Genomic DNA, 11792 nt, shown 5'->3' with positions numbered 1-11792 from the left:
CCAGGGTATAAGCTATTAAAAAGTTCTCTAAATAATAACTAATGCTAATGGGAGGTCACTTGATTTTCAGTGGCTGTGGCTATTTTGGGTTGCCAAAAACTCATCAAAACTTAGCATATCTGCTGCTTCTAGTTCTAACTGATACTGCCACGATCGTGCCTGCTCTTCGTAGAAATACGATTCATTTAATACTTCCAATGGTTCTTTACTCAGCATCTGAAAGTACTCGTTTGCTAGAATCAACCCTAGACCACGAATACCATGCTCTTTCATTTCTTTTAATATGCGAGCAGATAAAGTCAACTCCGGTTGATCAATACTAGCCATCAGCTTATCGCATACTAACTGATACTCGATATCACCATTGTTGCTGTCGATAGTCTGGGCCACGCGCCGCAGAGCACTAAATAACCATTTACTGAGGGTAGCCAAAGATTGTTTGCTACGGCCGCAGTCAACAATTAGCGTTAGTCCCGGCTTACGTCCTTCTAGAATAACCTTATTCCAATTGATGCGGGTACAAAGCAACTCCTTAGCGCTCATTTCTGGCGCTTCAGCTAAAGTGCACCAAATTAAAAATAGATCTAAAAACCGCACCTGCTCATCATCGATACCTACTGGTGAGAATGGATTAATATCCAGCGACCGCACCTCTATATACTCAATTCCCCCACGTAGTAACGCATCAGAAGGTGATTCTTGATCCTGGGTTACTCGCTTAGGCCGGATTGGTGCATACAGTTCGTTTTCAATTTGCAATATATTAGTATTGAGTTGTAGATAACGGCCATCTTTTTGTAACCCCATTCGTTGGTAATCAGTATATGGGGTACGTGTCGCCTGCTTTAACCTAAAAACATACTCCTTTAGACTATTGAAGGTCATACCGAGCTTACTTTGTGATTGATTTGTATAGCCTAAATCACTCAGCCGCAGCGAGGTAGCATAAGGCAAATAAATCAAGCCAGATGGTGCCTTTTGAAATGGCAAGTCCGTTTTCCTACTATTAAGAAAAGATTGACAAATACCCGGAGATGCGCCAAAAACATAAGGAATAATCCAACCAAAACGATAATAATTGCGAATAAGTCCTAGATAGCCGGCAGATATAACTTCCTTGCCGCTCTCAATATCGCTGACGCCTGCATACGCCTGCCAGAAGGCCAGAGGTAAGGAGAAATTATAATGTACTCCGGAAATCATCTGCATTAGAGCACTGTAACGATTTTTAAGCCCTTCACGGTATAGAGTCTTCATACGGCCAACGTTGGAACTGCCGTATTGCGCGAGCTCAATTCGTTGTGTGCTATCTATAAAGCAGGGCATACTCATTGGCCACATCAATTCATCGCAAAGATTGCGTGCAACGTGGCGATGAATGTCGCGCAACAATGTTAGCATATGATCAATATCTTGAGTGACCGGCGTTATAAATTCTAGTAATGCTTCAGCAAAATCAGTAGTAATCCACTGGTGGGTTAGTGCTGCGCCGAGCGTTTCAGGGTGAGGGGTCTGTGCTAGATTTCCTTTCGTATTAATCCGTAGCGTTTCACGCTCTACGCCACGATAAATGCCATGTAAAGCCTGAGGATTAGCTTCCAGCCATAAAAGCCCCTCTGATGATACGTCCGGTATCAAATTAACCTCCCGTAGGTTATAAGATTGGTAATCAACATAAGGAATCCAAAGAATAAGACTATTCCGTCTTGGCTATCTGTTGTCGCTAATTCGGTTAACGCTTTAAAAATCTACGGACGAAGAGTTTTGTCTAGTCACCAGTTATAAGCAGTAGAGCAAGACATATACATTAATATTAGAGACAAACCGCCAAGGTGAAAAAAGCTATAACGAATGGTGCATCCGGAAGGATTTGAACCTCCGACCGCTCGGTTCGTAGCCGAGTACTCTATCCAGCTGAGCTACGGATGCATAGTTAGTGGTTAGTGGCGGTGAGGGAGGGATTCGAACCCTCGATACAGCTTATTACTATATACTCCCTTAGCAGGGGAGCGCCTTAAGCCTCTCGGCCACCTCACCTACGCTACATGCTTTTAGCTAATGTGCATGCGGCACTATGTGGCGCACATATTACTTTCTGAGCATGATAAGTCAAACCCTTTTTTACATCCCTGCCTAATATCCTGGAGGATAATTATCATTAATTGAAATGGGTTGGTTATTTGATAACGATTACGCCTCGCTTAGAGCAAGGCGCAGGAATCAAGAATCAGTAAAGAGTCTGTTGCGATTTCTCAACTTGAATACGCTGGTATATTTCTTCACGGTGTACAGAAATTTCTTTAGGAGCATTAACACCGATACGGACCTGGTTGCCCTTAACGCCTAAAACAGTAACAGTTATCTCATCACCAATCATGAGAGTTTCACCAACTCTACGAGTCAGAATAAGCATTCTTTCTTTGCTCCTTGAAATATTCAAATAGGCGGGTCTCTCAGTTTACCGCTATCGCTATTATCTATAATATATATTGAAAAAGTAAGCTGTGTAGTACACTAAACACGTTTATCTATCTAGTATAGTATCAGTTTAGTGGATATGACTTGCTTTGCGTCTTTCTTGATTTCTATGTTTATAACAACTATTTCAAAGTATTTCTGCCAGCATTTGTTCTATACGGTACAAAGCAGCGGGAAGTGCAGCTGCATCGCAGCCGCCAGCATGCGCTATTTCTGGATTGCCTCCACCTTTGCCGCCGATCTGCTGGGTTAATGTGCCAATAATATCCCTAGCCTTGATGCGATGGGTTAAATCATCTGTTACTCCTACTATCAGGTTTACTTGGTCCTTGGACACATTAGCTAGGATTATTACTACAGATCCCAGCTGATTCTTCATGTCCTCGACAATGATACGCAGTATTTTAGGCTCTAAATGGTTTAGTTCGCTTACTATCACCTGTACACCATTTATGTAACGTATTTTGCGGCTTAATACTGTTACCGCCAGCTGACTCTTTATCTGCTGTAGCTTTTTTTCTAACTGCTTGGCACGATCGTGTAACTCACGTACCTTCTCTACTAATTTCCGGCTATTGATTTTCAACAGATACGAGATGTTTTGCACTAAATCGCTTTGTTGATGCAAACGAGCGAGCGCTACTTCACCGGTTACTGCTTCGATACGGCGTATTCCTGCAGCAATACCTGATTCAGATGATATCCAGAATAAACCGATATCACCGGTACGGCTAGCATGGGTCCCACAGCATAGCTCGGTAGAAAAATCACCTATACTTAAGACTCGTACCTGGGACTCGTATTTCTCTCCGAATACGGAGATTACACCTTTATTACGCGCTGTCTCCAGCGCCATAATTTCTGTATTAATTATCAGATTCCGGCGTATCTGTTGGTTTACCATTTCTTCAACCCTGCGTATTTGCTCCGGTAGTATGGCTTGATTATGGGAGAAGTCGAAACGTAAATACTGGTCATTGACCTGAGATCCTCTTTGCATCACATCTTCGCCTAGTACTTTACGTAATGCTGAGTGCAGCAAATGTGTCGCAGAGTGATTTAAACGAATACGGTCGCGACGCGCTTGATCAACATGCGCTGTAACCTGGTCTCCTATCTTCAATTCTCCATAGCGGAGCGTGCCTAAATGACCAAAAGACTGACCATATTGCTGGGTATCAACTACTTCAAAGATCCCAGTAGCTGCATTCAGTTCACCGCTATCGCCTACCTGACCGCCTGATTTTCCATAAAAAGGGGTCTCGTCTAGTATCACTATCGCTTTTTTACTATTATTGATCACTTCTACCAGCTGGTTATCGCAGAACAACGCAGTAACCCGGCCTGGGTGCGTCATGTGCTCATAACCTAAGAAATTAGTCCACTGATCGACACGTAGCATACTGTTATAGTCCATACTAAAATAGTTTGCTTCTCGTGCGCGTTTGCGTTGTTCCTCCATTGCGCGTTTAAAACCCTCTTCATCTACTTGAATCTTACGTTCACGACAAACATCAACCGTTAGATATAGCGGGAAACCATAGGTGTCGTAGAGACGAAACGCCGTTTCACCGTCCAGTGTATCGCAGGGAAGTTTGGCTAGTGCATTCTCTAATAGAGACAATCCGCGCTCCAAAGTTTGGGCAAATTGTTCCTCTTCAGTGCGTAGCACTCGTTCTACCATATTCTGCTGTAGTTTTAACTGATCTGCCGCGCTACCCATTACTTCAATAAGCGGCGCGACTAGCTTATAAAAAAAAGTCTCTCTCGCGCCTAACATGTAGCCATGGCGGATAGCGCGGCGGATAATGTGGCGCAAGACATAGCCACGCCCATCTTGGGATGGCACTACTCCATCGCTGATCAAGAAAGCGCACGAACGAATGTGATCTGCAATGACTTGTAATGATTTACTGCAGAGATGGTTAGCGCCCGTAATTTCTGCTGCAGTAGTAATTAGATAACGGAATAGATCAATATCATAGTTAGAGTTAACGTGCTGTAGTACTGCTGCAAGACGCTCCAGACCCATACCGGTATCAACCGAAGGTTTTGGTAGCTGAAGCATAGTACCGTCCGCCTGACGGTCAAATTCTACGAATACTAAGTTCCAAATCTCGATATAGCGATCACCGTATTCTTCCTGGCTACCAGGTGGTCCACCACAAAGGTGGTCGCCATGATCATAAAAAATTTCAGAACAGGGGCCACAGGGGCCAATATCTCCCATCTGCCAGAAATTATCTGAAGCGTGAGTACTACCTTTGTTGTTGCTGATGCGGACGATGCGCTCACGCGGCATGTTGATTTCGTTGGACCATATGTTATAGGCTTCGTCATCGGTCGCATATACTGTCACCCATAGTTTATTTTTAGGTAAATTAAACCATTGCACTCCTGTTAATAATTCCCATGCCAACCAGATAGCATCGTGTTTGAAATATTCACCAAAACTGAAGTTACCCAGCATTTCGAAAAAGGTGTGGTGACGAGCGGTATAACCCACTTGTTCTAGATCGTTGTGCTTACCACCTGCCCGTACGCAGCGCTGCACAGTAGTAGCACTATGGTATGTTCGTTTATCTAGCCCTAAGAAAACATTTTTAAACTGGTTCATCCCAGCATTGGTAAACAGCAACGTCTGATCGTTATCAGGTACTAGCGAGCTACTCGCGACTATCTGATGTCCTTTGCTGTGAAAAAAATTGAGAAACTTCTGTCGGATCTCAGCGGTGCTATTTTTACTCATAGTTATCTCATAATCCTACCAAAAGATTAAAAATTTGAACATAATAGCGCAGTAGTCAAATTATTTGGTGCTAAATAAAATCCCGAACGTAATTGATAATTGAAAGTGGAAAGGAAAAACTATGGGAAAGAGCGAATAATAGCTACGCAGAGAGCAAATTATTTATGGCGATCTCTAGAGCTTTGATCAAAAACTACCTCATCTGTGACTAGGTTGTTACCATCGGCACTTGCACTGTGCAACAACATATCGCGCAGCTTCTTATCTAGCTCTGCTGCAAGTTGTGGATGATATTTTAGGAAGTTGCAGACGTTAGTCTTTCCCTGTCCGATTTTATCGCCATTATAGCTATACCAAGAGCCTGCTTTCTCGATCAGATTATTCTTTACGCCTAGATCTAACAATTCACCGTGAATATTAATACCTTCACCGTATGTAATCTGAAATTCAGCCTGTTTAAATGGTGCTGCAACTTTGTTTTTGACTACTTTCACGCGTGTTTCGCTACCAACGACTACGTCACCCTCTTTCACCGAACCTATACGGCGAATATCTAGCCTAACCGAAGAATAAAATTTCAGCGCATTGCCACCTGTAGTAGTTTCAGGGTTACCAAACATCACACCGATTTTCATCCTAATTTGATTAATAAATATCAGTAGCGTATTAGCATTTTTCAGGTTGCCCGTTAGTTTACGCATCGCCTGGCTCATCATCCGCGCAGCTAATCCCACATGTGAGTCGCCTATTTCACCTTCTATCTCAGCCTTAGGTGCCAGCGCAGCTACTGAGTCAACGATAATAACGTCTACGGCTCCGGAGCGGGTTAATACGTCACATATTTCTAGCGCCTGCTCGCCGGTGTCCGGCTGTGAGCACAGTAGATTATCAATATCTACACCTAATTTTTTAGCATAAATTGGGTCTAGGGCATGTTCCGCGTCTATAAATGCGCAAATTTTACCTTCTTTCTGTGCCGTGGCTATTACCTGCAACGTCAGGGTTGTTTTCCCTGACGATTCCGGTCCATATATTTCAACGATACGGCCCATGGGTAAACCACCCGCACCTAGTGCAATGTCAAGAGACAGAGAACCAGTAGAAATAGTTTCGACATTCATTGAGCGATCTTCACCTAGGCGCATAATTGAACCTTTACCGAATTGCTTTTCAATTTGGCTTAATGCTGCTGCTAGCGCTTTTTGTTTATTCTCATCAATAGCCATTTTAACTCCTATAAAGCAAAGCATGGAACAACATCGCAACAGTATTTTAAATACGTCTCAAATGTAGACTAGACTAACAGCACTTAGTCCTCATTATACGGTATTTGTATCAAGCAGAGTACTAAGGCGAAATATACATCATTTATCGCAAGCAAAGTAACCACCTGTTGCTCCAGGGTCAAGGAGGGCTAATGGGCTGGTATGCTGAGCCAGATAAACTTTATAAAGCGATGTGTTAAGGCGCTGCCTACTATAAATTGACGTAATAATCATAAGATGTGACTAGTATCCTTGAAATATAGGCACTTTAGTTATAAACGTGCCCAGGTGGTATAACCAAAAGCGATGGCTCATAACATAAAATGCTTTAGTAGCATCGGGTCAAATCGTTTAGCATTACCGCAAACGGAAGCATTATACGCCTATCGTTACCGTTTATTTACAGGAATAATCATGAAAAAAAGAACTCTAGCACTGGTATTCAGTTCTCTCGCTTTTATTACCGCACAGACACAAGCCATCGAAGAACTTGCGATGAAACCAGCTAACATCATTAGCTTTGGCACCGAGGGTACTTATGCTCCCTATACCTATCACGATAGCAACGACAAACTGGTAGGGTTTGATGTTGATCTGGGTTATGCTGTCGCAGCTAATCTAGGTATGAAAGCCAAATTTATAGAAGGACGCTGGGACGGGCTAATAGCCGGTCTGGATGGTAAACGTTATGATGCCGTCATTAATCAGGTAGACATTACGCCAGAGCGTAAGATGAAATACGATTTTTCCCAATCTTATATTGACTCTCAAGTGGTACTAGTGACCCATAATGATAATACCACCATAAAAAGTTTTTCTGATTTAAAAAATCAAAAATCAGCGCAGAGTTTGACTAGCCATTATTCCCAATTAGCTAAAAAATATGGCGCAGATATTGTACCGACTGATAGTTTTAATCAGTCGATAGAATTAGTTCTGACAGGCAGGGCTGCAGCAACGCTTAATGACAACCTTTCATTCCTAGATTTTAAAAAGCATAAGCCAGACGCTCGAGTAAAAGTTGTAGCCTCGGAAGCAGCAAACTCCCCATCCGGTATTATACTGCGTAAGGGTCAGCCAGAACTAGTTACAGCTATTAATAAAGCACTGGATGACATCAAGGCCAACGGCACTTATAAGATTATATCTATCCGTTATTTCGGCCAGGATGTCTCTGAATGATTTTTTCCTGGAGGAATTTGACTTATGCCACCATGGTTACAATTAATACATGATTCTTTTTGGCGTTTATTTACCGCCGGCCTGTGTTTTACTCTACCGTTAGCATTGCTATCTTTTTTCGGCGGCCTACTGTTAGGATTTCTAGTAACGTTAATTCGTTTATATGGTTCGCGATATCTCAAATGGATCGCAAATGTTTATGTGTGGATTATCCGGGGAACACCATTGCTGGTACAGTTATTTTTAATCTTTTATGGTCTACCAAGCGTTGGAATCACTTTGAATGCTTTCCCTGCTGCGTTAATAGGTTTCACCCTAAATGTAGGCGCCTACAGTTCAGAGATACTTCGTGGTGCCATTATCTCTGTGCCTAAGACGCAATGGGAAGCAGCCTGGGCTATTGGTATGAACAGTACCCAAGCGATGCGTAGAGTAATTTTGCCACAGTCAATATTTGTGGCCCTGCCACCATTAGCTAATTCTTTTATCTCGCTAATTAAAGACACTTCGCTGGCTGCAGTAATTACAGTACCAGAGATGTTTCTGGCGGCTCAACGCATCGTTTCCGTGACATATGAGCCTCTTATTTTGTATATTGAGGCTGCCGCAATTTACCTACTCTATAGTACTGTGCTAGGAAAATGGCAAAACCAGCTGGAGAGCTATTTTCGCCGCTATGAATAGAGGTTGCTGGCAGGTATCAGAGAATAAAACAATTCGAACACATCTAACCTGAAAAACCGAATATGAGTGACTTTAAGATAAAAGAGTCGGTAGATAAGTCGATAATCAACCACACTCCTATGATGCAGCAGTATTTGAAGCTGAAAGCTCAGCATCCTGATATTTTACTTTTTTACCGCATGGGCGACTTTTATGAATTTTTTTATGATGATGCTAAGCGGGCATCACAGTTAATGGATATATCGTTAACCAAACGTGGTTCCTCAGCTGGTGAACCGATCCCAATGGCTGGAATACCTTATCATGCGGTAGAAAGCTATCTAGCTAAGCTAGTGGCGCTTGGTGAGTCGGTAGCAATCTGTGAACAAATTGGCGATCCCGCCACCACTCAGGGGCCTGTAGAACGCCGTGTGGTACGGATTATTACTCCTGGCACCCTGAGCGATGAAGCATTGCTAAATGAACGTCAGGATAACTTGCTGGCGGCTATATGGCAGGAATCGCAGAGTTTTGGTTATGCTACGTTAGATATCACCTCCGGCCGGTTTATCATCTCTGAACCGACAGATTTCGATGCTATGGCCGCAGAATTACAGCGCACTAATCCAGCTGAGCTACTTTATCCGGAGACGCTACATAATTTATCCCTGATCGAACACCGACGCGGTCTACGACGTAGGCCTATCTGGGAATTTGAATTAGAGACCGCTTGTCAGCAGCTTATGATACAGTTCGGCACCCGTAGTTTGAATGGCTTTGGTATTGAGCGTGCATATCTCGCGCTACGTGCCGCAGGCTGCTTGTTGCAGTACGCTAAGAATACCCAGCGTACTTCTATGCCACATATCAGCGCTGTTACTTTAGAACGGCAACAAGACTACGTAGTAATGGATGTAGTTACCAGGCGTAACCTAGAGCTAACACAAAACCTTAGCGGCGGTACAGAAAATACACTAGTGGAGATTCTAGATCATACTGTAACTCCGATGGGCAGTAGGATGCTAAAACGCTGGCTACAGATGCCAACTAGACATATTCCTACTATCAGACACCGTCAACAAAGTATCAAATGGTTGCAAGATAAGTTTGCTAATTTACAACCAGTGCTGCAGCAGATAGGCGACCTAGAGCGAATACTAGCACGTTTGGCGCTACGCTCCGCGCGCCCCCGTGATTTAGCACGTATGCGTCATGCTTTCCAGCAATTGCCCGAGATTCAAGCGATTTTGGCAGATCCCCCTAGCGCGCATATTTCACAATTACTAAGTAAGGTCGGCTTATTCAGTGATTTACACCAACTGTTAGAGCGTGCACTGGTTGAATTACCATCAGTGCTGGTGCGTGACGGCGGCGTGATAGCTACTGGATACAGCACTGAGTTGGATGAGTGGCGTGCGCTAGCGGATAATGCGACAGACTATCTTCATTTGCTTGAGATGAAAGAGCGCGAGCACACTGGTCTAGATACACTGAAGGTTGGCTTCAATGCAGTACATGGCTATTTCATTCAGCTTAGCCGCGGGCAGAGTCATTTAGCGCCTGTACACTATGTCCGTCGGCAAACTCTGAAAAACGCAGAGCGATATATTATACCAGAGCTGAAAGAGTATGAAGATAAAGTCATAATCTCAAAAGGTAAAGCATTGTCGCTGGAAAAAGCATTATATCATGAGTTACTTGATCTACTGTTGCCACATTTAGCTAAATTACAGCAGAGCGCAGCTGCGCTAGCGGAGCTAGATGTTTTGAATAATTTAGCTGAACGTGCTGAGACACTAGATTATATCTGTCCCGTGATAAGTGATCAATCTGGTATCCATATTATTGGCGGGCGACACCCAGTGGTAGAGCAGTTCCTAAGCAAGCCGTTTATCGCCAATCCTTTGTGCTTGTCAGATCAAGGTCATATGCTGATTATTACTGGACCTAATATGGGCGGTAAAAGCACTTATATGCGCCAAAACGCACTGATTATATTGTTAGCCTATATTGGCAGCTTTGTACCTGCGTCGCAAGCTATGATAGGACCTGTTGATCGTATTTTTACCCGTGTAGGCGCAGCAGATGATTTAGCTTCTGGCCGTTCAACCTTTATGGTTGAGATGACTGAGACGGCAAATATTCTACATAACGCAACTTGCCATAGTTTAGTATTGATGGATGAGATCGGACGCGGTACGTCCACTTATGACGGTTTGTCGCTGGCTTGGGCATGTGCTGAAAGCCTTGCTAGCGGCATTAAAGCCATGACCTTATTTGCCACGCATTATTTTGAGTTGACTACTTTATCTGAAAAGATAGAAGGTGTGGTGAACCTACATTTTGACGCGCGATAATATGATGATACAATTGTTTTTATGCACAGTATACAAAACGGTGCTACCAGTAAAAGTTATGGCTTATCAGTAGCTAAGCTAGCGGGCGTACCGCCCGCTGTTATAAAGCGCGCTAACCAAAAGCTGCGTGAACTTGAGATTATTTCCAACACCAACAGTACGGTATGTACACCGGCTGTGGCTGTGTTACCACAGCGTGAGCTGGATACATCGATATCGAAAGTAATCAAGGTTTTAAAAAACATCGATCCGGACAGTTTGTCTCCACGTCAAGCGCTTGATTTGCTATACCATTTGAAGTATATGATATGATATCGAAGATATCTAAACTCTACTATGAAAAAAAGACTTACTTCCTACTCGCTCGTAGTTATCCCGACAAATAAAGCAATGGGTTAACTGATTTTCCTTGGTAACGAATTTCAAAATGTAATCTTACTGAGCTAGCTCCAGTACTACCCATGGTGGCGATTGGTTGCCCTGCTTTAACTTCTTCTTGTTCATTAACCAGAAGTTTATCATTATGTGCATATGCACTTAGATAGTCATCGTTATGTTTGAGAATAATCAGATTACCATATCCCAGCAACGCATTACCTGCGTAAACGACTTTACCATTAGCCGTTGCTATAATTGGCTGTCCGCGAGAGCCAGAGATATCCACGCCTTTATTTCCTCCTTCAGTGGCGGAGAAGTGTTCAATAATTGTGCCAGCAGTCGGCCAGTGCCAGCTAGTTGTTAAATAGTTGCTAGTCAATACTCTAGTAGAAGTGACTATATTACTTAAGTTAGCGTATTTTTCTAAATCACTCTTTCCGTTACTTACTTGTAGTATTTTCCCAACTTTTAAACGGTAAGGTTGCTGAAGATTATTGATTTGAGCTAAATACTCAACGTTTTTACCGGTAATCCAGGCAACATAGAACAGGGTATCTCCGTTTTTAATCTGATAAGTAGAGCCAGAATAAGAACCTTTGTTAAGGCTATTATAGCTGCGATTAAATACATTATTAGTTTTTAAAGTACTAATATATCTATCGATATGATTTTTTGGTAAAACTGTGCTTGATTTAGATGCCTGATAAGAAATGACTTGAC

Annotated in this window: 7 protein-coding genes, 2 tRNA genes and 1 pseudogene; 3 read left to right on the top strand and 7 right to left on the bottom strand. The window is 42.9% G+C overall.

Going from position 1 to position 11792, the window contains the following annotated elements; genetic code table 11:
• Positions 1-66: 66 nt before the first annotated feature.
• The 6 genes from gshA to recA form a co-directional block, all read right to left on the bottom strand.
• Positions 67-1638 (bottom strand): glutamate--cysteine ligase, encoded by a 1572-nt coding sequence (gene gshA, locus CEX73_RS00200; protein WP_101626646.1) that lies wholly within the window; start codon positions 1636-1638, stop codon positions 67-69.
• Between the two features lie 214 nt (positions 1639-1852).
• Positions 1853-1929 (bottom strand) — tRNA-Arg (locus CEX73_RS00195).
• 15 nt (positions 1930-1944) lie between these two features.
• A tRNA-Ser gene (locus tag CEX73_RS00190) sits at positions 1945-2037 on the bottom strand.
• Positions 2038-2227: 190 nt separating this feature from the next.
• Complete coding sequence (gene csrA, locus CEX73_RS00185) at positions 2228-2413, bottom strand: carbon storage regulator CsrA (RefSeq protein WP_101626645.1); 186 nt, start codon at positions 2411-2413, stop codon at positions 2228-2230.
• Between the two features lie 192 nt (positions 2414-2605).
• A complete protein-coding gene (alaS, locus tag CEX73_RS00180) occupies positions 2606-5227 on the bottom strand; it encodes an alanine--tRNA ligase (RefSeq protein ID WP_101626644.1) in 2622 nt (873 codons plus the stop codon).
• 158 nt (positions 5228-5385) lie between these two features.
• Positions 5386-6453 (bottom strand): recombinase RecA, encoded by a 1068-nt coding sequence (gene recA, locus CEX73_RS00175; RefSeq protein WP_101626643.1) that lies wholly within the window; start codon positions 6451-6453, stop codon positions 5386-5388.
• A gap of 453 nt (positions 6454-6906) precedes the next feature.
• On the opposite strand from recA, the gene CEX73_RS00170 reads away from it, so the two are divergent.
• From CEX73_RS00170 to mutS, 3 genes and pseudogenes are all read left to right on the top strand, one after another.
• Entirely contained in the window at positions 6907-7674 is a 768-nt protein-coding gene (locus CEX73_RS00170; RefSeq protein WP_101626647.1) for an amino acid ABC transporter substrate-binding protein, read from the top strand.
• A 24-nt stretch (positions 7675-7698) separates the two neighbouring features.
• Complete coding sequence (locus CEX73_RS00165; protein ID WP_101626642.1) at positions 7699-8358, top strand: amino acid ABC transporter permease; 660 nt, start codon at positions 7699-7701, stop codon at positions 8356-8358.
• A gap of 62 nt (positions 8359-8420) precedes the next feature.
• Positions 8421-11006 (top strand): annotated as a pseudogene (gene mutS, locus CEX73_RS00160) (DNA mismatch repair protein MutS).
• Positions 11007-11064: 58 nt separating this feature from the next.
• Here the strand turns inward: mutS and CEX73_RS00155 are convergent.
• On the bottom strand, positions 11065-11792 hold a 728-nt coding region (locus tag CEX73_RS00155; RefSeq protein WP_146643220.1), incomplete at its 5' end, for a peptidoglycan DD-metalloendopeptidase family protein.

This window comes from Candidatus Palibaumannia cicadellinicola (genome assembly GCF_002855795.1).
In the GTDB taxonomy this organism is placed as follows: Bacteria; Pseudomonadota; Gammaproteobacteria; order Enterobacterales; family Enterobacteriaceae; genus Baumannia; species Baumannia cicadellinicola_C.
This window is presented reverse-complemented; position numbering and strand designations above follow the sequence as displayed.

What these genes read in the sequence shown, in the direction of transcription:
- csrA (WP_101626645.1), bottom strand. Translation starts at nt 2,413, where the DNA reads ATGCTTATTCTGACTCGTAGAGTTGGTGAAACTCTCATGATTGGTGAT.
- alaS (WP_101626644.1), bottom strand. Translation starts at nt 5,227, where the DNA reads ATGAGTAAAAATAGCACCGCTGAGATCCGACAGAAGTTTCTCAATTTT.
- recA (WP_101626643.1), bottom strand. Translation starts at nt 6,453, where the DNA reads ATGGCTATTGATGAGAATAAACAAAAAGCGCTAGCAGCAGCATTAAGC.
- CEX73_RS00170 (WP_101626647.1), top strand. Translation starts at nt 6,907, where the DNA reads ATGAAAAAAAGAACTCTAGCACTGGTATTCAGTTCTCTCGCTTTTATT.
- CEX73_RS00165 (WP_101626642.1), top strand. Translation starts at nt 7,699, where the DNA reads ATGCCACCATGGTTACAATTAATACATGATTCTTTTTGGCGTTTATTT.